At 68.1% G+C, this 23,944-nt stretch carries 18 protein-coding genes; 9 read left to right on the plus strand and 9 right to left on the minus strand.

Going from position 1 to position 23,944, the window contains the following annotated elements; genetic code table 11:
- Nucleotides 1-38 precede the first annotated feature (38 nt).
- The 5 genes from DJ69_RS03330 (at nucleotide 39) to DJ69_RS03350 (ending at nucleotide 4,785) form a co-directional block, all read left to right on the plus strand.
- Nucleotides 39-959, plus strand: a complete 921-nt coding sequence (locus tag DJ69_RS03330) for an ABC transporter ATP-binding protein (protein WP_099254293.1) — start codon at nucleotides 39-41, stop codon at nucleotides 957-959.
- Nucleotides 960-1,011: 52 nt separating this feature from the next.
- Complete coding sequence (sufB, locus tag DJ69_RS03335) at nucleotides 1,012-2,442, plus strand: Fe-S cluster assembly protein SufB (protein WP_099254294.1); 1,431 nt, start codon at nucleotides 1,012-1,014, stop codon at nucleotides 2,440-2,442.
- Between the two features lies 1 nt (nucleotide 2,443).
- Nucleotides 2,444-3,658 (plus strand): Fe-S cluster assembly protein SufD, encoded by a 1,215-nt coding sequence (gene sufD, locus DJ69_RS03340; RefSeq protein WP_099254295.1) that lies wholly within the window; start codon nucleotides 2,444-2,446, stop codon nucleotides 3,656-3,658.
- Between the two features lie 160 nt (nucleotides 3,659-3,818).
- Nucleotides 3,819-4,304, plus strand: coding sequence for a rubrerythrin (locus tag DJ69_RS03345; RefSeq protein WP_099254321.1), 486 nt, complete (start codon nucleotides 3,819-3,821; stop codon nucleotides 4,302-4,304).
- A gap of 43 nt (nucleotides 4,305-4,347) precedes the next feature.
- Nucleotides 4,348-4,785, plus strand: a complete 438-nt coding sequence (locus DJ69_RS03350) for a metal-dependent transcriptional regulator (protein WP_099254296.1) — start codon at nucleotides 4,348-4,350, stop codon at nucleotides 4,783-4,785.
- Between the two features lie 36 nt (nucleotides 4,786-4,821).
- On the opposite strand, the gene prf1 is transcribed toward DJ69_RS03350, so the two are convergent.
- The 5 genes from prf1 to DJ69_RS03385 all read right to left on the minus strand — a co-directional run bounded on the left by prf1 (nucleotide 4,822) and on the right by DJ69_RS03385 (nucleotide 13,642).
- Nucleotides 4,822-6,072 carry a peptide chain release factor aRF-1 gene (gene prf1, locus DJ69_RS03355; protein WP_099254297.1) on the minus strand — a complete coding sequence of 417 codons (1,251 nt, stop codon included), beginning with the start codon at nucleotides 6,070-6,072 and terminating at the stop codon, nucleotides 4,822-4,824.
- 108 nt (nucleotides 6,073-6,180) lie between these two features.
- Nucleotides 6,181-7,989: an arginine--tRNA ligase gene (gene argS / locus DJ69_RS03360; protein ID WP_099254298.1), complete on the minus strand. Its 1,809-nt coding sequence runs from the start codon at nucleotides 7,987-7,989 to the stop codon at nucleotides 6,181-6,183.
- Between the two features lie 193 nt (nucleotides 7,990-8,182).
- Nucleotides 8,183-10,864: a hybrid sensor histidine kinase/response regulator gene (locus tag DJ69_RS18210; RefSeq protein WP_180271708.1), complete on the minus strand. Its 2,682-nt coding sequence runs from the start codon at nucleotides 10,862-10,864 to the stop codon at nucleotides 8,183-8,185.
- Nucleotides 10,865-11,008: 144 nt separating this feature from the next.
- Nucleotides 11,009-11,944, minus strand: coding sequence for an NAD-dependent epimerase/dehydratase family protein (locus tag DJ69_RS03380; RefSeq protein ID WP_099254299.1), 936 nt, complete (start codon nucleotides 11,942-11,944; stop codon nucleotides 11,009-11,011).
- A gap of 87 nt (nucleotides 11,945-12,031) precedes the next feature.
- Nucleotides 12,032-13,642: an ABC transporter permease gene (locus tag DJ69_RS03385; RefSeq protein WP_099254300.1), complete on the minus strand. Its 1,611-nt coding sequence runs from the start codon at nucleotides 13,640-13,642 to the stop codon at nucleotides 12,032-12,034.
- 112 nt (nucleotides 13,643-13,754) lie between these two features.
- Here DJ69_RS03385 and DJ69_RS03390 point away from each other — a divergent pair, with 112 nt between their 5' ends.
- The 3 genes from DJ69_RS03390 to DJ69_RS03400 all read left to right on the plus strand — a co-directional run bounded on the left by DJ69_RS03390 (nucleotide 13,755) and on the right by DJ69_RS03400 (nucleotide 16,761).
- Nucleotides 13,755-14,318, plus strand: a complete 564-nt coding sequence (locus DJ69_RS03390) for a gluconate 2-dehydrogenase subunit 3 family protein (RefSeq protein ID WP_099254301.1) — start codon at nucleotides 13,755-13,757, stop codon at nucleotides 14,316-14,318.
- On the plus strand, nucleotides 14,315-15,925 hold the full coding sequence (locus DJ69_RS03395; protein WP_099254302.1) for a GMC family oxidoreductase: 1,611 nt from the start codon (nucleotides 14,315-14,317) through the stop codon (nucleotides 15,923-15,925). Before DJ69_RS03390 ends, DJ69_RS03395 begins: the two co-directional genes overlap by 4 nt.
- Nucleotides 15,926-16,107: 182 nt before the next feature.
- The gene (locus DJ69_RS03400; RefSeq protein ID WP_245851468.1) at nucleotides 16,108-16,761 is read left to right on the plus strand and encodes a dolichyl-phosphate hexose transferase; all 654 of its coding nucleotides are present in this window, start codon (nucleotides 16,108-16,110) and stop codon (nucleotides 16,759-16,761) included.
- 700 nt (nucleotides 16,762-17,461) lie between these two features.
- Here the strand turns inward: DJ69_RS03400 and DJ69_RS03405 are convergent.
- From DJ69_RS03405 to DJ69_RS03420, 4 genes are read right to left on the minus strand one after another with little or no spacing between them, the layout of a single operon-like run.
- A complete protein-coding gene (locus DJ69_RS03405) occupies nucleotides 17,462-19,771 on the minus strand; it encodes an ArnT family glycosyltransferase (protein ID WP_099254304.1) in 2,310 nt (769 codons plus the stop codon).
- Nucleotides 19,772-19,792: 21 nt separating this feature from the next.
- Nucleotides 19,793-20,950 (minus strand): extracellular solute-binding protein, encoded by a 1,158-nt coding sequence (locus DJ69_RS03410; protein WP_099254305.1) that lies wholly within the window; start codon nucleotides 20,948-20,950, stop codon nucleotides 19,793-19,795.
- A gap of 39 nt (nucleotides 20,951-20,989) precedes the next feature.
- The gene (locus tag DJ69_RS03415; protein ID WP_099254306.1) at nucleotides 20,990-22,171 is read right to left on the minus strand and encodes an alpha-1 4-glucan-protein synthase; all 1,182 of its coding nucleotides are present in this window, start codon (nucleotides 22,169-22,171) and stop codon (nucleotides 20,990-20,992) included.
- 22 nt (nucleotides 22,172-22,193) lie between these two features.
- Nucleotides 22,194-23,414: a lysylphosphatidylglycerol synthase transmembrane domain-containing protein gene (locus DJ69_RS03420; protein ID WP_099254307.1), complete on the minus strand. Its 1,221-nt coding sequence runs from the start codon at nucleotides 23,412-23,414 to the stop codon at nucleotides 22,194-22,196.
- Between the two features lie 219 nt (nucleotides 23,415-23,633).
- Here DJ69_RS03420 and DJ69_RS03425 point away from each other — a divergent pair, with 219 nt between their 5' ends.
- Nucleotides 23,634-23,930 (plus strand): hypothetical protein, encoded by a 297-nt coding sequence (locus tag DJ69_RS03425; RefSeq protein WP_099254308.1) that lies wholly within the window; start codon nucleotides 23,634-23,636, stop codon nucleotides 23,928-23,930.
- The last annotated feature ends 14 nt before the right edge of the window (nucleotides 23,931-23,944 follow it).

Genomic DNA, 23,944 nt, shown 5'->3' on the forward strand with positions numbered 1-23,944 from the left:
AAGTCACCACTGTTGGGACACGAGGCACGAGAATACATATGGCAACTCTCGAAATCAACGATCTTCACGCGCGAGTGGCGGAAGAGGACGGCGAACGCATTCTTCGGGGGGTCGACCTGACCGTCGAGTCCGGGGACATCCACGCACTGATGGGCCCGAACGGCTCCGGGAAGTCGACGCTCGCGAAGGTGATCGCCGGCCACCCCGCGTACGAGGTCACCGGCGGCGAGGTCCTCCTGCATCTCGACGAGGAGGACGTCGCCGACATCGACGCCGAGATCGACGACGAGGATTACCACTGGGAGCTGCTTGAGCTCGAACCCAACGAGCGCGCCGCGCTCGGCATCTTCCTCGGGTTCCAGTACCCGGCGGAGATCGAGGGCGTCACCATGACGAACTTCCTCCGGCAGGCGCTCAACGCCAAGGCGGACGAGCGCGAGGAGCTGTTCGAAGAGGAGGAGGAGGCGGAAGCCGACGCGGACGACGAGGACGACGGGTACGACACCTCCCCGATGGAGGGCCCCGCGGACGACGGCGAGATCGGCGTCGCCGAGTTCCAGGAGATCCTCTCGGAGAAGATGGAGCTGCTCGACATGGACGAGAAGTTCATGCAGCGCTACCTCAACGCCGGCTTCTCCGGCGGCGAGAAGAAGCAGAACGAGGTGCTGCAGGCGGCGATGCTCGAGCCCGCGGTCGCGGTGCTCGACGAGATCGACTCCGGGCTGGACATCGACCGGCTGCAGGACGTCTCGAAGGGGATCAACGCGCTCCGCGACGAGCAGGGCACGGGCGTCCTCCAGATCACTCACTACCAGCGGATCCTCGACTACGTCGAGCCCGATCACGTCCACGTGATGCTTGACGGCGAGGTCGTCAAGAGCGGCGGCGCGGAGCTCGCCGAGAAGCTCGAGGACAAGGGGTACGACTGGGTCCGCGAGGACGCGTTCGAGGCCGCGTAACTGAATCCAGTCACGCGATACACGTAAGTCCGGAACAACGTAACATCATACTATGAGCTCACAACAGGACGAACTGAAGGAGACAGACACCGAGGCCCGCTTCGAGTTCAAGAAGGAGGAGAAATCCGCCTTCCAGACCGAGAAAGGTCTCACCGAGGAGACGGTCCGCGTCATCTCGGAGGACAAAGACGAGCCGGAGTGGATGCTGGAGCGGCGCCTGCGCGCGCTCGAGCAGTTCCAGGAGATGCCGATGCCGACCGACTGGCCCGCCCAGCCGGACCTCAGCGAGGTCGACGTCGACGAGATCATCCCGTACATTCGGCCGGACGTCGACGTCCGCGCCGGCGTCGACGACTGGACCGAACTCCCGGACGAGATCAAAGACACGTTCGACAAGCTGGGCATCCCGGAGGCCGAGAAGAACGCGCTCTCCGGCGTCGGCGCCCAGTACGAGTCGGAGGTCGTCTACCAGAACATGCAGGAGCGGTGGGAGGAGAAGGGCGTCATCTTCTGTAACATGGACGAGGCCGTCCAGGAGCACGAGGAGCTCGTCCGCGAGCACTTCATGACGAAGTGCGTCCCCCCGAGCGACAACAAGTTCGCCGCGCTTCACGGCGCGATCTGGTCCGGCGGCTCGTTCGTCTACGTGCCGGAGAACACCACGGTCGACATGCCGGTACAGGCGTACTTCCGGATGAACTCCGAGGGGATGGGCCAGTTCGAGCACACGCTCATCATCGCCGAGGAGGGGTCCGAGGTCCACTACATCGAGGGCTGTTCGGCCCCGAAGTATTCGGCGTTCAACCTCCACTCCGGCGGCGTGGAAGTGTTCGTCGGCGAGGACGCCCACGTCCAGTACTCCACGGTGCAGAACTGGTCGAAGAACACCTACAACCTGAACACCAAGCGCGCCATCGCCGAGAAGGGCGGGCGCATGGAGTGGATCTCCGGATCGATGGGGTCGAAGGCGACGATGCTGTACCCCTCGACGATCCTGAAGGGGCGCGGCGCCTCCGACAACCACATCACCATCGCCTTCGCGGGCGAGGGGCAGGACATCGACACCGGGGCGAAGGTGTACCACAACGCGCCCGAGACCAAATCGACCATCGAGTCGAAGTCCATCTCGAAGGACGGCGGCCGCACGAACTACCGCGGACTCGTCCACATCGCCGACGGCGCCGAGAACTCCTCGACCGCCGTCGAGTGCGACGCGCTGATGTTCGACAACGAGTCGACCTCGGACACCATGCCGTACATGGAGATCAACGAGTCGAAGGTCGACGTCGCCCACGAGGCGACCGTCGGGAAGATCGGCGACGAGGACATCTTCTACCTGCAGTCGCGCGGGCTGGACGACGACGACGCCAAGCAGATGATCGTTTCGGGCTTCATCGAGCCCATCACGGAGGAGCTGCCCATCGAGTACGCCGTCGAGCTCAACCGGCTCGTCGAGCTGGAGATGGAGGGCTCGCTCGGATAACATGAGCACGCAAGCAATCGAGAGCCTCTCTGAGGACACGGTACGACGCATCGCCGAGGAACGCGACGAGCCCGAGTGGCTCTTGGAGACCCGTCTGAACGCGCTGTCCGCGCTGGAGACGGCCGAGCTGCCGGACGTGATCCAGACGCCCGGGCGGCGCTGGACGGACCTGGAGGCGCTCGACTTCGAGTCGCTGGTCGATCCGCTGAACCAGTCGGACACGACAGAGCGGTCCGTCGGCGACGACGAGGTCGTCGTCCTCCCCTTCACCGAGGCGTTCGACGAGTACGGCGACGTCATCGAGGCGAACTTCGGCTCGGTGCTCGACCCCGAACACAACTACCTCACCGCGCTGTCGGTCGCGCTCTTCACGACCGGGACGTTCGTCTACGTCCCCGAGGGCGTCGACGTCGAGGACGTGACGGTGCGCGCGGAGATGAACTCCCGCTCGCTGTTCAGCCAGACGCTCGTCGTCGCCGAGGAGTCGTCGTCGGTGACGATCCTCGAGTCGATCGAGCCCGGCGACGGCGAGGTCGACGGCGACCGGTACTTCTCGAACCTCGTCGAGATCGCGGCGGGCGAGAACGCGAGCGTCCAGTTCGGGTCGCTCCAGAACCTGGACGACGAGACGTACACCTACTCGCTGAAGCGCGCCGACGTCGGCGTCTACGGCACCGTCGACTGGATCGAGAGCAACTTCGGGTCGAAGCTGACGCGCTCGGACGTGGAGTCGGAGCTGAACGGCGACGGCGCCGAGAGCCAGATCGTCGGGACGTTCTTCGGCACCGAGGACCAGCACTTCGACATCAACGCCCGCGTCTGGCACCAGGCCGAGCACACGACGGCCGACCTGGTCACGCGCGGCGTGCTCGACGACGTGGCCCGCTCCGTCTACGAGGGCGTCCAGGACGTCGGCAACGACGCGTGGAACACCTCCAGCTACCAGCGCGAGAACACGCTGATGCTGTCCGACGACGCCGAGGCGGACGCGTCGCCGAAGCTGATCATCAACAACCACGACACCGAGGCGTCCCACTCCGCGACGGTCGGACAGGTCGACGCCGAGGACCTGTTCTACTTGGAGAGCCGCTCGATCGACTCGCACACGGCCCGAAACATGCTCGTCGAGGGCTTCTTCGTCCCCGTGTTAGAGGAGATCGCGGTCGACGAGTTCCGCGACGACGTCGAGGAGCTCGTCTTCGAGCGCCTGCAGTAGTCCGGTCGCGGACCAGCGGCGTTTCTATTTCTCCGCGAACGGCGCGATGAGCGGTGAGCGTCTCGATCGGTCGGCGAATGAAGGGGAACTCCTTAAGTCGGACTACGTCTGAGTTGACGTGTATGCGAAGGGTCGTATCGAACGGTGACGGGTGGTCGCCGTGAGCGTGAGCCAGCGGATCGCCTCGGACGACCAGCTCGCCCGGCTGCTACAGATCGGGATCGTGCTGGAGGAGGTCGTGGAGGCGCGGGCGCACCACCACTACCAGAGCCTCGACGCCGAACTCGATCAGGAGATCGAGGACCTGCTCGCGGACGCCGCCGAGGAGTCCGCCGAACACCGCCAGCGGCTCGAATCGCTGATCGAGGGGCTCGGCGTCGACAGCGTCCCGTTCGACGAGATCGAGTCGCTCGTGGACGCGCGGTACGGACGGACTCAACCGGAGGACTTCGACGGGGTCCTCTACGACCAGCTGTGTAACGAGGAGACCGCTTACAAGTTCTACGACGACCTCATTCAGGCGATCGAGGAGTCGGACGCCGAGTTCTCGCTTGACCGCACGGAGCTGCTGGACGAACTGCGGGCGATCCGCGAAGACGAGGCCGAGGGGGTCAGCGAGGTAACGGAGGTCATGGAGCGACGATGAATCAGGGGATCGAGCCGACGACGAGCGCCGACGGAGGGAAGCCGTGAACACCGCAGACCAGTACCTCAAAACGATATACGTCGTACAGAAGCAGGAAGACGGTCCCGCCTCGACCGGGTCGATCGCCGATTCGCTCGGAGTCAGCCCGGCGAGCGCCAACGAGATGATCGGAAAGCTCGAGGAGCGCGGGCTCGCCGAACACGAGAAGTACAAGGGGGTACAGCTCACCGACGACGGGATCGTCCGGGCGCGGGACGCGCTCCAGACCTACTGTATCATCGAGCGCTTCCTAGCGAACGTGCTCGCGGTCGAGGAGTTCCGCGACGAGGCCCGCGAGCTGGAGGCGGTCATCGACGACACCGTCGCCGAGCGGCTCGACACCATTATCGACCGCCAGCCGGAGTGTCCGGACTGTTTCGATCCCGAGACCGACGCGTGCGCGTGTCTGGAGATCGCGACGCCCGTAGAGCCGGAGCAGTAGGGGAGAAAGCCGGAGAGATGTTTTCGACGCCGACGCTTAGACGCCCGTCGAGTAGCGCAGGATCCCAGCGATACCGCCGAACGCGTCGAGCAGCTGTTCGCCCTTCTCGAAGTCGGTGGAGATGAACTTGGTGTCGGTGCCTCGCTGCTCGGCGATCGCCATCAGGTGTTCGATCACGTCCTCGCGCTCGTCGACCTCGGCCTCCTCCCCGCACTCCGAACACTCGTGAGACGGGGTGGAGTGTCGCGAGTCGATGACTTCGTACTCCTCGTGGCCGTTCGGACACTCGTAGACGACCACGTCGGAGCGGAGGTCCTCGGAGATGAGCAGGCGGTCGACGGAGCCCATAATCAGGTTTCGGCGGGTCTGGTCGAAGCCGTACGTGGCCTCCTCGCCGGTGTTGAGGTTCTCGAAGAACTCCTCCATGTGGCGCTTATCCTCGACGATCTCCTGGTCGGCGAGCGCCTCGCTGGCGTTGTCGACGAGGTCCTTCAGCCCGGACTCGTCGGTATACGCCACGTCGAACTTGCCGAGCACCTTGTCCTGAAGCTCGTGGTGGAGGTAGTCGCCGTCGAGGAACTCGTCTTTGGTCGGGGAGGGGCCGCCGACGAGGATGCCGTCGAGCTCGTGGCGCTTGTCGACGAACAGGTCGTTGGCCATCCCCGCGACCTCCTGGTAGAAGTTGTCGATCGCTTCCAGCCGCAGTCGGGCGAACCGCTGGGCGGACTGGCCACCCTTCCGCTGCTTGCCGGGGACGAGCGAGGAGGCCGACTTGACGGCCTCGACCCGCTTCCCCTTCAGCCAGCCGACGTTGGCCTCGCGGCGGTCCAAGACGATGAGCCCGAACAGCCCGGTGTCCTCGAGCATGTGTTCGAGCGGCTCGGTGAGGAACGCGGAGTCACAGTGGTACCGGAACGACTGGACGGGCTGCGGGGGCGACTCCAGCGTCTTGGTGACCATGTCGGTCTGACCGCCGCCGGCGTCGATCGCCCCGGAGAAGATCACCATGCCGTTCTCCGGCGGGAAGGTGTCGTAGTAGCGGAGGCGGTCCTTGATCGACGTGAGCGCGTCCTGCACGTTCGTCCGGGTCTGCTTGGACTTGATGTTGGACGCCTCGCTGTGTTCCTGCGTGACGTGCGCGACCACGTCGGATACCTGCCGGTCTTCGGGGATGTAGATGGTGACGAGCTGCGTCCCGGAGCCCTCGTACTCGCGGAGCTCCTCGATGACCTTGCGGAACTCGTACTTCCGCCGGTCTTCGCTCGCCTTCTGTGCGTCGCTACTCATTACCCAAACTACGGCGGCGTGCGTGTAAGTAAGCTTTGACCTCCCCGCCGGCGCGGCGGAGCCGAGCCGCACGGCCGCCGAACGCGGTGCTGCGTGCCTCGCCGTCTCCTACATCGACTCCGGCGCCTCGACGCCGAGCACGTCGAGCGCGTTCGCCATCGTGTGCTTCGCGGCCGCGACGAGCGCGACGCGGGCGGCACGCAGCTCCGCGTCCTCGGCGGTCACCACGGGACACTCCCGGTAGAAGGCGTTGTACGCGTCCGCGAACTCGCGGGTGAACGTGGCGATCGTGTGCGGCTCCAGGTCGTCCGCCGCCGCCTCGATCGCGGCGGGGAAGCGAGCGATTTCGCGGAGGAGGTCGCGGGCTTCCGCGGTCTCCAGCGTCGACGCGTCGACGTCGAGAGCGCCGCCGTCGACGACTCCCGCGTCGTCCGCCGTCACGCCCGGCACCTCGATCCCCGCGTCGGCCGCCTCGTCTAAGATTCCGCAACAGCGCGCGTGGACGTACTGGACGAACGGGGCGGACTGCCCCTCGAAGTCGAGCGCGTCCTCCCAGTCGAAGGTGATCGCCTTCGCGGGCTGTTTGGAAACGATGTCGTACCGGACCGCGCCGATCCCGACCTGGTGGGCGATGCGCTCGACGTCCTCGTCGGTGAGGTCGTCGTCGCGGATGCGGTCGTCCATCCGCGTTTCGACCGCGTCGCGAGCGCGCTCGATCGCCTCGTCGAGCAGGTCGTCGAGCATCACGCCCGTCCCGCGCCGGGTGGACATCTTCCCCTCGGGGAGGTTCACGTACGAGTAGATGACGTGGCCGAGCTGGTCGGTGTCGTTGCCGAGCAGCTCCAGCGTCGCGTCGAGCTGGTCGGCCTGCAGCTTGTGGTCCTCGCCGAGCACCGTGACGGCGCGGTCGTAGTTCGCGAACTTCCACTCGTGGTGGGCCAGATCGCGGGTGGTGTAGAGGCTGGTGTCGTCCGAGCGCAGGAAGACGAGGTTCTTGTCGATCCCCCACTCGTCGAGCTCCAGCTGCCAGGCGTCCTCCTCGTAGACGGCGTGGTCGGTCTCCTTGAGCCGCGCGGCGACGTCGTCGGTCGAGCCGTCGCGCATGAACCGCGTCTCCTTGACGAACTCGTCGAACTCCGCGGGCAGGCGGGCGAGGCACTCCTTCATGCCGCCGAGCACCGCGTCGACGACCGCACTGACGCGCTCGTACGTCTCCTCGTCGCCGGATTCGAGCCCCTGGAGGATCGCGGCGATCTCGTCTTCGGCGGCCTCGACGGCCTCGGGGTCGGCCTCCTCCAAGAACGCGTTCCCCTTGCGGTAGTAGCGCACGAGGTCGTACTCGGCGCGGTCGCGGGCCGGTTCGGCGTCGAGATCGGACTCGTCGAACCGCTCGTACGCCCACGTGAACACCGCCATCTGGCGGCCCGCGTCGTTCACGTAGTAGTGGCGGTCGACGTCGTAGCCCGCGTACGCCAGGAGGTTCGCGACCGCGTCGCCGACGATCGGGTTGCGCGCCCGGCCGACGTGGACCGGGCCGGTCGGGTTCGCGCTCGTGTGCTCGACGACGACGGAGGTCTCTTTGTCCGGGAGCGCCCCGTAACCCGCGTCGGGGGCGGCCGCGTCGAGCGTGTCGGCGAGGTAGCGCTCGCCGGCGTGGAAGTTGACGTACGGGCCGGCGGTGTCGACCGTGTCGAGGTAGTCGTACCCGTCGACATCGACCGCCGCCGCGACCGTCGCGGCCACGTTCGGGGGCGCGTCGCCGACCTCGCCCGCGAGCCGGAAGGCGACGCTGGAGGCGAGCGTCGCGTCCATGTCGTCCGGCGGGCGTTCGATGCCGAGGTCGTCGGTCGGGAGGTCGAGGTCGTCGAGCGCCGCGGTGAGCGCCGTCTCGACCTCCGACCGGAGCTGCCTGAACATACCGTCCGTTCGACGGGCGGGTTAAAAGGCCCTTCCGAAGCGGCGCGGGCGGAGCCGCGCCGTCCGCCGAGGCTGCGGAGGCGTGAGGGCGGGATTTTCGAGGTCCCCTCGACGTCGGTAGCGGCGAGCCTACCGCAACCGCGCTGTCGAACTCAGTCGGGCCCGTCAGGCGCGGCGCGGCCGAGACGGGGGTTCATTCGGCACCGAACTCGACGCCGGTTATCTCGAAGCGTGCGCCCCCCTCGTCACCGTCTGTCACGTCGATCTCCCACTCGTGGGCCTCCACGACCCGTTGGACGATACCCAATCCGAAGCCGGTCCCGTCCGCCTGCGTCGAGTAGCCGGCGTCGAAGATGGCCTCGCGTTCGTCCGCGGGGATTCCGGGGCCGTCGTCCTCGACGTAGAACCCCGCGTCCGTCTCGCCGACCGTCACGGTCACGTCCCCGTCACCGTGCTCGATGGCGTTCCGAATCAGGTTCTCGAACAGCTGTTTCAGACGGCTCTTGTCGGCCCGTACGGTTCGGTCGGTGTCGGTGATCAGCGTGGCATCGCCCGTTTCGACGTTCGCCCAGCACCCCTGGATAAGTCCGGTCAACGCGACCGACTCGAACTCCGTTACCGCCTCGCCCTCACGGGCGAGCGTCAGGAGGTCTTCGATCAACGCCCACATTCGCTCGTGGGCGCGCTTCACGTGTTCCAAGTGCTCGCTGTCGCACTCCGTGGCAGCCAGCTCCAAGTGCCCTTCGGCCACGGTGATCGGGTTCCGAAGGTCGTGAGAGACGATGCTGGCGAACTCTTCGAGCCGGTCGTTCTGCTCGGTGAGCTCCCGTTCGCGATCCCGGAGCTGCGCGGTTCGCTCGACCTGTTCAAGCGCTCTCGTCAGCCCGCCGGCCAAGATCTCGCCCAAGAGCACGTCCTCGTCGTCGAACGACTCCGGTGACGGCGATCCGGCGATCAGGATCCCGTAGTCCGCGAGCGGGAGGTAGAGTTCGCTCCGAACCGGCGTGTCCGGATTGTATCGGTCCGGGTCTTCGTGGACGTCGTCGACTGCGCGTGGCTCCCCTCGCTGATAGACGCGCCAGGCGATGCTGTCCTCGCCGGTGAACGACGGAGGCTCGCCGATGAGGTCGTACACCGCGTCGGTGGCCGCCGCCGGGACGAGCGCCCCGGCGTCCTCGTCGTAGAGGTGGATCGCATTAAGCTCGATTCCCAGGAGGTCTCTGGTCGTCTCGGTTCCGATCTCGAGGATCTCGTCCCGCGTTTCCGCACGCATGAGCACTTGGGTGACCTGATTCAACGCTTCGAGCTGCTGCTCGCGGACCGTGCGTTCGGTGATCTCCGTCGCAACGCCGAAGACGGCGACGGGCGAGTCCGGGTCGGAGCGCCTCCCCGTATCGTAGACGGGGACCTTCGTGGTCAGGAAGATCAGCTCGTTCCCGTCGACGGCGATCGATTCTTCGACCTCGATCGGCTCGCCGCGCTCGATGACGGTACGGTCGTTCCGTCGGACATCGGTAGCCATCTCCGAGGAGTGGATCTCGCCGTCCGTCCGCCCGACGATTTCCTCGTCCCGGAGGTCGAAGAGGTCGCGGTACGCCTGATTGACGAAGAGGTACTCACCCCCCTCGTCCTTCATAAACATCGGCGTCGGCGTGTTCTCGAGGACGGCTTCGAACCGCCGCTGGATCGTTTCGATCTCGTGGTCGCGGATCTTGCGAGCGGTCACGTCCCGGTACACCCACAGATGTCCCTCGCCGTTCGGGAGCTCGATCGGTCGGTGGGTCCGTTCGAACGTTCGCCCGTCAGCGAGCTCAAGCTCTTCCCCGTCTGCCGGTTCGCCTTTCGCGATCAGTTCGTTGGTGCGCTCGACGAACCACTCGGAGTCGGCAAACATGTCGCTGATCGCTTCGGCCAGACGCTCACAGTCCTCACCGACGACTCCCTCGGGCGAGCTCGGCAGCTCGAAGAGGTCGAACATCTGCTGATTGACCGCCAAGACGTTCCGAGCGTCGTCTTCGACGAGAACGCCCTGGGGGAGCGCGTCGAAGAGCGTCGAAAGCAGCGCGTTTGTCTGTTCGATCTCCCGCTGATGTCCCTTCTGGGCGGTTATGTCACGGGTGACGCCGACGACTCCTTCGACGGTCCCGTCGATCGTGAGCGGAGTTAATCGGTACTCTAACACGGCGTGTCCGTGGTTGGGAAACTCCGCTTCGATCTCCCCCGATATTTGGTCGCGCTGTCCGTCGAGAAGCGCTTGATAGGGGTCTCCGTTGTCGGCCCGCTCTTGGACGATCTGGATGAGGTTGCTCTCTTCGCCTTCGAGCGCCTCGCGAGTCGTATTGTACCAGCCGGCCAGATACTCGTTCACGATCTCGAAGCGGCCGTGTTCGTCGTAGAGGCAAGCGGCTTCGTACATCGAGTTGATCATGTGTTTATACCGGCTGAGGTCTCGGTCTCGTTCGACCAGTTTCTGTTGAGACCGGCGTGATTCGACGACGTTCCCGATGCGATTGGCTAAGACCGCGTAGTGGTCAGTTCCGCTCCCTTTTTGCAGGTAATCGGTGACCCCCGCGGTGATCGCGTCCGAAGCGACTTCCTCGGACCCCTTCCCGGTGTACAGGATAAACGGGAGGTCGGGACACTCCTCGCGCACCTCCTCGAGGAACTCGATCCCGTTCATGCTCGGCATATCGTGATCGGAGACGATGCAATCGAACGCCGGGAGTTCGAAGGTAGCGAGCGCGTCGCAGGCACTGGTCGCCGTTTCGACCTCGAATCGGTCATCCTCACGTTCGAGGAACGTCGCGGTCAGATCTGCGAAATCTGGTTCGTCATCGACGTGGAGGACGGCGATCGTGTCAATCGTGCCAGTCATTCCTGTGGCACGATGACATGGCTAGGCATATGTGTATGGGGGTGTCTCTCAATCTGAATAATTGCCCCTGAGATCGCAGCCGTAGCTGCGGGATCGGAAGCGGGCGCGACGTTCGCGCCCCGTATACAGCGCAGCCTCCGACGCCTACTCCGCGATCTCGTCGATCAGTTCGCGCGCGCTCCGCCGGACGGCCTCGTCGCTCTCGATCGAGGGCTTCCAGCCGAGGTCGGTGAGCTTCTCGATCGACAGGCGCATTTTGGGCACGTCGCCGGTCCAGCCGCGGTCGCCGCCGGTGTAGGCGTACTCGGGGTCAACGCCGAGCTCGTCGCTGACGATGTCGGCGATGTCGGTGACGGACGTGGTGGTCTCCGTCCCGAGGTTGTACACGTTCAGCTCGTCGTCGGCGTGCTCGACGACGTGCTGGATGGCGTCGACGCATTCGGAGACGTGCATGTACGACTTCTCCTGCCGTCCGTCCCCGAGGATCTCGAGCTCGCTCGGGTCGGCGTCGAGCTTCTGGATGAAGTCGGGGATCACGTTCCCGCGCTGGTGGGGGCCGACGATGTTCGCGAAACGGAACACCCACGATTGCACCCCGTAGGAGTGGGCGTGCGTCGAGATCAGCGCCTCGTCGGCGAGCTTCGAGGAGCCGTAGATGGAGATGGGCTCCAGGGGGCCGTGGTCTTCGGGCGTCGGGCGAGGCGCCTCGCCGTACACCGTCGAGGAGGAGGTAAAGGCGAGCCGGTCGACGCCGACCTCGTGCATGCGTTCCAAGACGTTGTACGTCATCTCCGTGTTCGCCTCGAACAGCTCCCGGTCGTCGTCGTAGTTCGTGTCGGTGTACGCGGCGAAGTGGAAGACGACGTCGAGGTCGCCGGTGACCGCCTCGGCGACGCCGTCGGGAGCGGTGAGGTCCGCCCGGACGAACTCGACGCCGTCCGGGACGCGCTCGCGGTCCCCCTTCGAGAGGTCGTCGGCCACGCGGACCGTCGCCCCGCGGTCGCGGAGCCGCGCGGCGAGGTGGCTTCCGACGAGCCCCGCGCCGCCGGTGACCAGTGCGGTCGAATTGGAGAGGTCCATACCGGGTTCCTGAGGCCGAGTCGGGTAAGTAGGTGCGGAATCGGGACGCGGCTCACGCGGGAGCGGCGCGAGGGAGCGGCCCCGCGTTCAGAGCCCGTCCTCGCCGCCCTCCTGCGCGAGCATGACGACCATCGAGAGCCCGGAGATGACCAGGAGCAGGAGGGTCGGGACGACGGCGTACTGGTAGAGCCCGGACTCCTGTGCGCGCCAGATCTGCGTGACGATCGTCTCGAACCCGGAGGGGCGGAGAATGAGCGTGACCGGGAGCTCCTTCATCGTCGTGAGGAACACGAGGGCGGCGCCGGCGACGATCCCGGATCTGACGAGGGGGAACGTCACGCGGCGGAAGGCGCCCATCGACGACTCGCCGAGCGCCCGGCTCGCCTCGACGAGTCGGGGGTCGACGCCCAGGATCGAGGTCCGCGTCGATCCGACCACCTGCGGGAGGAACCGGACGACGTACGCGAACACCAGGAGCGGGAGCGTCTGGTAGAGCCACGGAAGGTAGCCCGACCCGAAGTAGACCAGCGCGAGCGCCAACACGATCCCAGGGACCGCGAAGCCGACGTACGTCGCGCGTTCGAACAGCGTCGACAGCGGGGTGTCGTGGTTCGCGGCGAAGTACGCGACCGGGAGCGCCGCCAGCGCGGCGACGACGGCGGCCGCCGCGGCGACCGACACCGAGTTGAGCGCCTGTACCCACTCGAACGCCATCGAGGGGCGGCGGCCCGTGTCGGTGCGGACGAGCCACAGATAGAGGATCCACAGAGGGACGACGAGCGCGACCGCGGACACGGACGCTGGCAGGAGCGTCGCCGGCCAGCGCCAGCGCCCCAACCCGACGAGCCGGTCGGTGTGACCCGCGTCGTCGCCGTGCGCGCTGCCGTCGGACTGCACGAGCCGCTCCAGCGCGAGCACGACGAGCACGACGGCGAGCAGCTGCAGGGAGAGGAGGGCGGCGTAGTCGCTCCCGAAGGAGTTGTACTCGACGTATATCTGGCGCGTGAAGACGGGGAGCCGCATGATCGTCGGCGTCCCGAAGTCGGACACCGCGTACAGCGCCGCCAACAGCGACCCGGCGGCGATCGCGGGGCGGATCACGGGGAGCGTCACGCGGCGGAACGCCTCGAGCCGCCCGTGGTTCAGCGTCCGCGCCGCCTCGATCAGCGTCGTGTCGAGCGAGAGGAGGGCGGCGCGCGTGGTCAGGTAGACGTACGGGTACGTGTACAGCGAGATGACGAGGATCGCCCCCGGAAGGCCGTAGATGTCGGGGAGCCGCTCGATCCCGAGCGGCGCGAGCAGGTCGTGGAACTCGCCGCTCGGGCCGAACGCGGAGACGAAGGAGAACGCGCCGACGTAGCTCGGAACGACGAGCGGGAGCGCGACCGCGATCGACCAGAACCGGCGGAAGGGGAGGTCGGTCCGCGCCGTGAGATACGCGAGCGGAACGCCCACCAGGATCGAAAACGCGGTGACGCCGCCCATCAGCAACAGGCTGTTCACCAGGATCTCGGCGGTCCCCGCGCTGAACAGCAGCTCCATCGCCCGCGACCGCTCGACGGTGACCGCCCGGATCACCAGCCACGCCAGCGGGAACACCAGCGTGCCGGCGATGGCGGCGGAGAGCAGCGTCAGCCCCACCGGTAGTCGGTCGTCGCCGTCTGTCAGGATGTCGCGGATCCGGCGTGTCAAGCTCATGGTCCGGAAGGGAGGGGTTATCGGGAGGAGGCCACACCGACCGTTAGCAGTTGCGATCCGGTCGTCGATCGGGTCCGACGGATATAATAGTTTAGGGAAGCCTAAACCGGATATGGAACTGACGCGGCGCGACGCCGTTGCCGCGCTGGCGACCGTCGGCGCGACCGGCGGCGTCGCCCTCGGCACGCGCCGATCGGACGACGGAGGCGACGGCGCCGGGGGAGCGGACGGCGCCGGGGAAGCCGAAGCGGCGGCCCTCGACGAGGCGGCCGTCCGCGCGTCGATGGCCGCGGTCGCGACCGTCGTCTACCCGGAAGCGGTCGACGGGGTCGAGGCGTTCGTCGACCGCTTCCTCGACGGTCGGCTCGACGGGTCGGCACACGCCGCGGGACTGCGAGCGACGGTCGGCGACCTCGACGACGCCGCCCGCTCGTGGCACGGGGCGCCGCTCGTCGACCTTTCCGAGACCACGCGGGACGAACTCCTCCGCGAGGTCGGCGCCGACGTCGCCGACGAGGTCCCAGACGGAACGCTCGCCGAGCGGGTGCGCTACTACGTGGTCAACGAGCTGCTGCTTGCGCTGTACGCCTCGCCGACCGGCGGCGAGCTCGTGGGACTGGAGAACCCGCAGGGCCACCCCGGCGGGACCGAGAGCTACCGGCGAGGGCCGCGATGAGCGCCGGAGACGTCGACCGGACTCCCGTGGCGGACGCGGAGGTCTGCGTGGTCGGCGCGGGGCCGGCGGGGGCGCTCGTCGCGGACCGGCTGGCCCCCGATCACGAGGTGGTCGTCCTCGACGCCGGCCCCCGGTTCGATCCCGCCGACCGACTCGCGCGACAGGAGCGGGCGATCCGACCGAGCGACGGTCGACCGGACGTGTGGGACGTGGGGGGTGAGCGCGACGCCTACGCCACCTCCGGGGAACGCTCCTACCCGCTGAACCACGCCCGCGTCAAGGGGCTCGGCGGGTCGACGCTCCACTGGCAGGGGATGGTGATGCGGCTCCACGAGGACGATTTTAACTCGGGGACCGAGCGCGGCGTCGGCCCGGACTGGCCGATCGACTACGCCGACCTCCAGCCGTACTACGCGGAGGCCGAACGCGAGCTGGGCGTCGCCGGTGCGTCGGACAACCCCTACGCGCCGCCGCGCGAGGAGCCGCACCCGATGCCCGCGTTCAAGCCCTCGTACAGCGACTCGCTGTTCGCGGAGGCCTGCGAGGAGCTCGGGATCGACATGCACTCGGTGCCGAACGCGCGCAACTCCGAGGCGTACGACGGTCGGTCGGCCTGCGCCGGCTACGGCACCTGCCAGCCCGTCTGTCCGGCCGGCGCGAAGTACGACGCCACGGTCCACGTCGAGCGCGCGGAGGAGCGAGGCGCGACGGTCATCGACCGAGCGCCGGTCCAGCGGCTCGAACACGACGGCGACGACTCGGTGACCGCCGCGGTGTACGCGACGCCCGACGGGACCGAACACCGGCAGGAGGCCGACGCGTTCGTCGTCGCCTGCGGCGGCGTGGAGACGCCGCGGCTCCTGCTGCTCTCGGCGTCCGACGCGTACCCCGACGGCCTCGCCAACTCCAGCGGGACGGTCGGGAAGTTCTTCATGGACCACCTGTTCGCGGGCGTGGGCGGCACCCTCGACGAGCCGACGCGACAGAATCACGTCGGCTTCTACACCAGCGCGTGCGACCAGTTCTACGACGAGGCGAACGAGGAGGTCGCCCCGTTCAAGCTGGAGTTCTTCAACTACGCCGGCCCCTCGCCCGTCGAGATGGCGCTGACCGGCGACGACTGGGGCGACGAGCTGCTGGGTCGGCTCCGCGACGGCTACGGCACTCACGTGGCGATGGGCGGGCTCGTCGAGCAGCTCCCGCGGTCGGACAGCTACGTGACCCTCCACTCCGAGCGCACCGACGACCGCGGCAACCCCGTCCCCGAGGTCCACTGGAGCGTCGGCGACCGGGCCCTCCGGACGATCGAGCGCGCCAACGAGATCCAGCGGTCGATTCTCGAAGAGCTCGGCGCGGAGATCGAGTGGGTCGTCGGCCCCGACGCGACCGGCCCCGCGTACCACCACATGGGAACGACCCGAATGAGCGAGGACCCCGACGCCGGCGTCGTCGACGCCGACTGCCGGACCCACGATCTGGAGAACTGCTGGATCGCCTCCAGCAGCGTCTTCCCCACGAGCGGCGCGATGAACCCCACGCTGACGATCGCCGCGCTCGCGCTACGCGCCGCCGACGACGTTCGAGAACGCCTCTCGCAGTCGCTTTAGGCAAACCTAAAAACTCAAGTGCGTAGGGTGACTCGTCCGGAGTAATGAGTTCGATCACGACGCCCGACGACGAGGCGACCGACGGGGCCGACTCCGTCGCTGTCGACGCGACCGCACAGGCCGACGGCGCGACCGAGGAGGAGAGCGGGGACGCGTACACCTTCGACGACCTGAGCGTCGTCATGGGGACGTACAACGAGGAGGAGGCGATCGAGACGGTCCTCGACGACATCGAGCGCGTCACGGACGGGCGCGCCGAGGTCGTCTGCGTCGACGGCTCCTCGGACCGGACCCCCGAGATCGGCCGCGAGCACGGGGCGACGGTCATCGAGCAGGAGCCGCAGGGGTACGGCGTCGCCGTCCGAGAGGCCGTCCTGACCCCCGACCGCCCGGTCGTGGTCACGACCGACTGCGACGACACGTATCCGATGGAACGGCTTCCCGACTTCCTCGACGCGATCAACGACGGCGCCGACGTGGTCAGCGGCGATCGCCTCTATCACGGCGCGGACGCGATGCCGGCGTTCAACCGGTTCGGGAATCAGGCGTTCGCGGCGCTCGCGTCCCTGCTCATGAGCGAGCGTGTTCACGACACCACGACCGGGATGCGCGCGTACCGCCGCGAAGTCGTGCAGGACATCGGGTGGACCGAGAACACCGGCCTCTCCGCGGAGCTGCTGATCCGCCCGCTGATGCGGGGATACGACGTGCGCGAGGAGCCGATCGCGTACGCCGAGCGGCTGGGTGAGACGAAGCTCGACCCGATCGAGGGCGGCGCCGCCATCGCGAAGTCGATCGTGACCGTCTGCCTCGAGGAGCGGCTGCGGCGGTTCTGAGCGGGAGCGATCGCCCTTCGGAGATGGGTGAGTCAGTCACACCAACGCGGACTGCCGGCGTCGACTGTGTATCGGAGTAGTTGCTAACGCGATTTCTGCACGCAGACGAGCGGCTGAAACTGAAAGGACAGAATTGGTACGCACGGGGAGGGCATTTATCTGATGTAGATTCAACGGTCAGTGTAAGATGACGGCTGGAGACGTGATTGGGGGGCTGCTTTTGATTGTAACAGGGCTCGGAACGGTTTACGTTGGGCGTCGAACACAGACAGATGACCGGGCGGATCTCATTTTCGCACCAAACGCCAGTGGCTCACCGGAACACACTGCACGGGTCGGTGGGTGTGGGGCGATTCTCGGCGGCCTCGCCACGATCGGTCTCGGGCTGGTGCTGTGTTTCGTTCCCCCCACCGGACTGCGTTGGTTTGTCCTCCTCGGGGCCTATACTGCGCTCTGCTTGGCGATCGGAATAGCGAGTTGGCGACGGATCGGAAACCAGCCGAACTGATCCGTTTGCAGATGTAATGAACCGGCGTTTCACCGCTACCACCGAATAAAGAAGCAGGATTGGCAACTACTGAAAGATGACCGAGACGGTGGTGCGCGCCTCCGAGTGGCCGTCTCTGGCGGCCACGAGGCGCGCGTGCGGGGTCACCATCGCGGAACCGCCGACAACCGCTTGGAACCAACCGCCGGCGACTCACCGATCGTCGACGCCGTCAGCGCGCGTCTCGAAGACCACCCACTCGGCGTGAGCGTCCGGGTCCTCCGGGAGGTACGTCCCCTCGGTGCCGCACTCGGTGACCAGGCGGCACACCGAGCGCTCCGGGGGCCAGACGACCTCGACGCCGGCGTCCGCGGTGCCGCCCGCTTCACTACCGCCCGCTTCCCCGCCGCCCGCGGCTCGAACCGCCGCCTCCTGTCGGTAGGTGAACGTCGAGCCCGTCGGGTCGACGAGCGTCACCGTCACGATCGCCTCGTCGCCCTCGGGGGCGATCGGGACGGTCGCGTTCGGCGCGCCGGCCAGCCGTACCCCGTCGGGCCCGACCGACCAGTCGACCGAGAGCGAGCCGTCGGGATCGTTCACGACGTAGCGCGCGAACTCGTCGCCCGTCCCCTCATCGGCAGCGCCACGCACCGTTTCCACGCGGATCTGCGCGGTCTCGACGCGCTCGGGGATCCCGACCGTCGTCGTCGCGTCGACCCGGGCGCCGGCGCGAACGTCGAGGGGTTCGAGCTTGGGGTCGACGTGGCGGTCCGGGTCCGGCGTCCACTCCCCCTGGTACGCGTACCGGTGGAGGTCGCGGTCGGGGTAGGCGTCGATCACCGCGAAGTCCTCGACCGGGTCGCGGTCGAGCGCGTACACCACCTCCCCGTCGAGCCCGGGGTCGTTCCGGAACGGCTGGAACGGGTGATGGAGCCACTCGCCGTACGAGGTTGGGACGAAGACGAGGTCGTCGTCGAACGTGGCCGACTCGACCGGCTCGTACGCCGTCTCGTACTTGTCGGCGTGCGCCGCGTGCCGGTCGAGCGGCGCCTCGACCGCGGCGGCGGCGCCGAGCGCCCCGCCGAGGAGCGCGAGCGCCGCGACCGCGACGACCGCGGCACGCGCGGTTCGTCGAGGGATCCGAGATGAGAGCCGCGCGCGGAGCCGGGAGAGCCCGCGCCCGCCGGCGGCGACGGCGACGCCGCCGAAAACGGACAGCGGGACGAGGAGATCGAAGTGGTAGAACGGGCCGAAGCCGGCGACGAGCCCGTCGGTCGGGTCCGAGAACGTCGCGAGGAGGTTGTTCGTCCCCCAGAAGAAGAGGTTTCCGAGGACGACGGCGACGACGACGCCGACGAGCAGGAGCCCGGCGGTGCGCTCGAACCGTCGCATCGCGCGGGCGTCGGCGTCGTTTCGGTCGGTTCCGTCGCTCCCGTCGCTCCCGGCACTCGCTCCGAGGGCCGGCCGGCCGGACAGCCACCGCCGCGCGGCCGCCCCGCCGCCCGCGAGCGCGAGCAGCGTGCCGAGCGGTCCGGCGACGACCCAGCGCGTCGCGAGGTACCACAGCGCGTACCCGTTGGAGCGAAGCGCCAGTTCCGGCGTGTACTCCTCGGTGTGACCGAGGATGCGGCGCTCGCCGAAGCCGGGACCGTCCATCGGTGCGAACGCCTCGTACGGGAAGGTCAGGGGCGACCCCGTCATCCGGAAGTTGTACGCGAGCGTGACGCCGACGAACAGGGTGCCGAAGAGGGCCGTGAGCCCGTGGCGGCGGACGGGGCCGGGGAGGGGGAGCGGCGGACCCCCCGCGTCTCGGACCGCGACGGCGACCCGGACGAGCGCGTGCAGGATGAACGGCGCCGCGAACAGCACCGCGGTGTACGGCCGGGCGAAGAAGGCGAGCCCGATCGCGACGCCCGCGAGTCCGGCGAACGCGACGGACCGATCGCGGACGCTTCGGAGGTAGGCGACCGCGAACACCAGGTTCAGGAACGTCGTCGGCGCGTACGGGAGGAACACCGAGGAGGTGACGAGCGCCATCGGCGAGGCCGCGAAGAGGGCGGCGGCGGCGAGGCCGACCCGCCGGTCGAAGACCGTCGCGCCGAGCAGGTACACGAGCGCCGCGTTGCCCGCGGCGACGACAGCGAGCGTCACCCGGGGCTCGCCGAACAGCCACATCGAGACCGCGTACATCGCCGCGGGGACCGGGTTGTACTTCGGGTAGAGCCGGCCGCCGTCCTCGATGAAGAACCACGGGTGGACGGCGTCGGCGAGCTCGCCCGCGTGGATCTCCAGTTGGCCGGAGAGGAGCAGCGCGGCCTGCATGAGGTACACGCCCTCGTCGTGGTTGACGGAGTGGCGCGCGAAGACGGTCGCGGCGATGCCGAAGGTGAGGACGCCGACCGCGACGGCGAGGAGGGCGGCCGCGAGCGTGAAGCGGTCCGCGCGGGCGATCCGGGCGCGGCCGCGGCTCACGAGGCGGCGTGCGAACGAGCGCGGGGCAGAAGGGTCCTGACGGGACGACACGGGAGTCAGTGGGGGGAGTGCCTAGACCTCGACGCCGGCGTCGCGCATGAGGTCGATGGTCGCTTCGAGGTCGGACAGCTCCGCCAAGTCGATGTCGGGAACGTCGAGCTCGTCGATCGTCGGCAGGTCCCCGATCGGCTCGACGTCGGGGATGAGCGGGTACTCGAACGTCGACCGGGCGAAGTAGTCCTGCGCCTCGGCCGACAGCAGGTGGCGGACGAAGTTCCCGGCGAGCGTCGCGTCGCTCGCCGTGTCGACGACTGCGGCGCCGGCGACGTTGAACACCGCGCCGGCGTCACCGCTGGTGAACGCGGTGGCGATCGACGCCCCCGGGTTGCCGTCGAGGACGCGCTGGATGTAGTAGTGGTTCGTGAACGCCGCGTCGATCTCCCCGTCGGCGATCCCCTGACAGGCGGCGAACTCGTTGTTGTACGGGGTGATGCCCGACTCGACGACGGCTTCGAGCCACTCGCGGGTGGTCTCCTCTCCCTCGATGATCCGCATCGCGGTGACGAACGCCTGACAGGAGCCGTAGGAGGGGGCCCAGCCGAGGTCGCCGTCGAACTCCTCGGGGTACGCCATGATGTCGTCGGGCATGCCCGACTCGGAGAACGACTCGGTGTTGTACGGAACGGTGCGGGCGCGGCCGGACGTGCCGATCCACTGGTCCGTCCGGAACTCCTCGCGGACCAGTTCGGCGACGTCGTCGGGGATCGCCTGCGTGCGTCCCGCGTCGGCGAGCGCGCCGAGCGACCCCGCGTTGACCGAGTAGAACACGTCGGCCGGCGACCCCTCGCCCTCGTTGACGATCGCGTTGACGTGGTCGGTGGAGCCGGCGTACCGAACGGTCAGGTCGAAGTCGTCGTACAGCTCTTCGATGTAGCTGACGAGCTCGCCGACGAGGAACTCGCCGCGCCCGGAGTACACCGTGAGCTCGCCCTCGAGATCGGGCATCTCGGCCATCGGCGTGCCGCCGGGGGCGTCGCGGCCCTCACGGCCGGAGCCGATCTGGCCGATGGACTCCCCGGCGTCGCCGTCGCCGCCGTCGCCGCCGTCGGAACTCTCGCCGTCGTCATTGTCGTCACCCATGCATCCGGCGAGCCCGACGACGCCGACTCCTCCGGCCGCAGCGAGGAACCGTCGTCGGTCGACGCTCTCGTCTGATCCGTGTGTCGCCATGTGTTTTAGGCCAACCTAAATAGACTTAGTGGTGTCGGTTCAGTCGTCGGCGGGCGCCGGCGTCCGGCGGAGCGCGTCGAGGCAGTCGAGCCAGTCGCGCATGTACTCGCCGCAGTGATTGAGAAACGCGCCGTTGTTCCACTCGGCGAAGTCGCCCTCGGCGAGCGCGTCGGCCATCGCGTCGAAGACGGCCGCGTACGAGTCGGCGTCGTCGCCCGCCGCATCGATGACCTCCCAGACGTGCTCGTTCAGCTCCAACCCCGCCACCTCGTTCGCGAGGTCGTCGAACGTCGACCGCGCGGCCTTGTTGTGTTCACACAGCGGGTCGCCGTTGTAGATCCGCTTGTCGAGCACGTCGCAGGCGCGCTTCAGGAACAGGCCCGACCAGATGTCGTCGAACCGCCCCACGTCCCACTCGTTGTCGTCCATGGGAAGCTGGTAGAACGCCGGGATCACCTCGCGGCGGAACGCGAGGTTCATCGAGCAGACGGTGAGGTAGTTGCCGCGGGCGGCGACGAAGTCGCTCCCGAAGTCGTCGGCCGTCGTCCGCGTCTGGGCCTGTCCCTCCAGGTCGCCGTCCATGAGTATCCGGACGGCGTCGAGGTCGGGGACGTTCGTCCACAGGCCCTGGGATGCGACGACCTCGCCGGGCTCGACATCGACCGTGTCGGTCTCGACCACCTCGTCCATCGCCGAGTACGGGTAGCCGCGCGGGTAAAGCCCGTGCTCGTCGGCGTTCTGATAGAGCACGTTGACCCAGCTCTCGTCGGAGCGGACTCGCTCGATCTCGCCCCCGAACGCGAGGTTCTCCATGTGGCGGCCGAAGTAGTCCTCGTCGTCGTGCGGGAGGGTGTCGTCGTCGATAAAGAGGCCGTACTCGAAGGAGTCGTCGGCCCACATGTACAGCAGGCCGAAGCTCGTCTCGGCGTGGCTCGCGGCCGGGACGACGTGGCCGTACTCCGCGACCCCGTTGGCCTCGTACCACTCCTCGCGGCGGCTGCCGTCGAACACCTCGCCCGAGACGTCGAGGTCTGAGAGCAATGCTCGCATCTCCTCGACATCGCAGAAATCCTCCGTGACGAGCACGAAGTGGAGCCGAGAGACGTCGAACCCGTGGTCCCGGGCGTTTGCGACGTACTCGCGGAGGCACTCGTACTCCCGAATCGTGGGGACGATCACGCAGATGTCCCCGCTCTCGACGGCTGAGCGGCGTTCTTCCATACTCCGATGTTTTTAGGCGGGCCTAAAACCTTGACGATCCGGGATGCGACGGCTCGCTCTCGGCGTCGGTGGTGCTTCCCCCGTCAGGTTCGGCGGCGCCCTCGCCGTCGACTTCGGCGGGGCTCCCCCCGTCGGTCTGTATCGAGGGAGTCGCCTCACCGTCCCCGGCGGGCCCGGCCGTCGGCGAGAGGCCGAGCGCGATCGCCGCGACCCCGCCGCCGGCGAGCGTGATCGCGTTCTTCAACGCGTGGTCGAGGATCGCCGCTGCGAGCGCCGTCTCGACCGGCAGTCCCGTCGCGCTCACGACGAGGCCGGTGAACGCCGCCTCGTACAGCCCGATCCCGCCCTGCGAGAGCGGGAGCACCTTCGCGAGGTTCCCGACGCTGACCGCGAGCGTGCCGACGACGAGCAGCGTCGGCGTGGGGACGAGGCCACCGATCCCGCCCACGAGCGCGGCGAGGACGAGCACGGCCGTGAGAACGTCGAGCGCCCAGACGACGGTGCTCCAGAGGAACACCGCACCGAGGCTCCGGGGGTCGGCGGCGACGACCCGGACGGCGGAGCCGAACCGGACGACGGCGTCGACGGCCCGAACGAGTCGGGGGCGCGCGACCCGCGCGCGGAGCGCGGGGCCGACCCGCCGGTCGCTCCGGGCGACCGCGACGACCGCAGCCGACACGATCCCGGCGACCGCGGCGATGCCGGCCGCGGCAGCGAGGGCGGTCGAGGGGGCGACCGCGCCGATCGAGTCGCCCGATCCGGGCGAGCGGCCGGTCAGGAGCAGGACCCCGAGCGCGACGCCGCCGAGACCGCCGATCGCCACGAGGTCGAACGCGCGCTCGACCGCGAGCGAGGCGACGCCCGTCGGGTACGGAACGTCCCGGCGCTCCTTGAGCAGGTACGCGCGAACACCGTCGCCGGCCCGCGCGGGGATCACGAGGTTCGCGGTCTGGCTCGCGAACACCGTCGCGGTGAGGAACCCGACCCGACAACGACGGCCCATCGCCGCGAGCACGTCGGCGTACCGGCGCCCGCGGACCGGCCACGAGAGGAGGTAGACGACGAGCGCGGCGCCGAGCAGCGCCGGATCCGCCGCCGTCGCCGCGCCGACCACCTTGTCGGCGTCGAGCGTTCGAACCGTGACGGCGACCCCGATCGCGAGGACGGCGAACGTCCCGACGACCGTGAGCCGCTCCCGCGAGAGGTGGGTTCGGAGCCGGCCTCGAACGCGGCCGTCACTCATGGGCCAACCGCCGTTCGACGGCGTTCGAGGAGTCGTTCAGCGTGCACACGTTGATTTAGGCCGGCCTAAATAACTTAACCTTGGCGGTCCTCACCGCCGAGAGCGACGGGCTCGGTGGTCCGAGGGCGGCGAACTGCCGGTCGCTCGGCACTCCGGCTCGTCATATCGGCCCGATCGCTACCCGGAACCCGTTTGTGTGTAGAATTCGAAAGACAACACATGACTGGTTCAGAAGTCGACGCCGAGGCCGAGCGCGTTCGGATGTGGCTCGTCGAGCGCACCTACTCCGACGACGAGCAAAACATGGTGATCCTCACGTACGCGACCGCGGACGGCGAGCGCTACTTCCGCAAGGAGCGGGCGCTGACCTCCTTCACCGACGTGCGCGACACGACGGCCGCCGTCGATGCCGCCCCCGAGAACGTGGGCGTCGTCGACGACCCCGCCGACCGTGAGCGGTACGCCGCCGAGGCCGAGCGGATGGCCGCGGAACACGACCCGGACGACGTGATCTGACGCCGCCGCATTCG

The organism is Halorubrum persicum, from assembly GCF_002727125.1.
GTDB lineage: Archaea > Halobacteriota > Halobacteria > Halobacteriales > Haloferacaceae > Halorubrum > Halorubrum persicum.

Excerpts from the sequence above, each read along its gene's own strand:
- DJ69_RS03410 (WP_099254305.1), bottom strand. The coding sequence starts at position 20,950 with ATGGCGACACACGGATCAGACGAGAGCGTCGACCGACGACGGTTCCTC.
- sufD (WP_099254295.1), top strand. The coding sequence starts at position 2,444 with ATGAGCACGCAAGCAATCGAGAGCCTCTCTGAGGACACGGTACGACGC.
- DJ69_RS18210 (WP_180271708.1), bottom strand. The coding sequence starts at position 10,864 with ATGACTGGCACGATTGACACGATCGCCGTCCTCCACGTCGATGACGAA.
- DJ69_RS03330 (WP_099254293.1), top strand. The coding sequence starts at position 39 with ATGGCAACTCTCGAAATCAACGATCTTCACGCGCGAGTGGCGGAAGAG.
- DJ69_RS03385 (WP_099254300.1), bottom strand. The coding sequence starts at position 13,642 with ATGAGCTTGACACGCCGGATCCGCGACATCCTGACAGACGGCGACGAC.
- sufB (WP_099254294.1), top strand. The coding sequence starts at position 1,012 with ATGAGCTCACAACAGGACGAACTGAAGGAGACAGACACCGAGGCCCGC.
- DJ69_RS03425 (WP_099254308.1), top strand. The coding sequence starts at position 23,634 with ATGACTGGTTCAGAAGTCGACGCCGAGGCCGAGCGCGTTCGGATGTGG.
- argS (WP_099254298.1), bottom strand. The coding sequence starts at position 7,989 with ATGTTCAGGCAGCTCCGGTCGGAGGTCGAGACGGCGCTCACCGCGGCG.
- DJ69_RS03420 (WP_099254307.1), bottom strand. The coding sequence starts at position 23,414 with ATGAGTGACGGCCGCGTTCGAGGCCGGCTCCGAACCCACCTCTCGCGG.
- DJ69_RS03380 (WP_099254299.1), bottom strand. The coding sequence starts at position 11,944 with ATGGACCTCTCCAATTCGACCGCACTGGTCACCGGCGGCGCGGGGCTC.
- DJ69_RS03390 (WP_099254301.1), top strand. The coding sequence starts at position 13,755 with ATGGAACTGACGCGGCGCGACGCCGTTGCCGCGCTGGCGACCGTCGGC.
- prf1 (WP_099254297.1), bottom strand. The coding sequence starts at position 6,072 with ATGAGTAGCGACGCACAGAAGGCGAGCGAAGACCGGCGGAAGTACGAG.
- DJ69_RS03400 (WP_245851468.1), top strand. The coding sequence starts at position 16,108 with ATGGGGACGTACAACGAGGAGGAGGCGATCGAGACGGTCCTCGACGAC.
- DJ69_RS03395 (WP_099254302.1), top strand. The coding sequence starts at position 14,315 with ATGAGCGCCGGAGACGTCGACCGGACTCCCGTGGCGGACGCGGAGGTC.
- DJ69_RS03415 (WP_099254306.1), bottom strand. The coding sequence starts at position 22,171 with ATGGAAGAACGCCGCTCAGCCGTCGAGAGCGGGGACATCTGCGTGATC.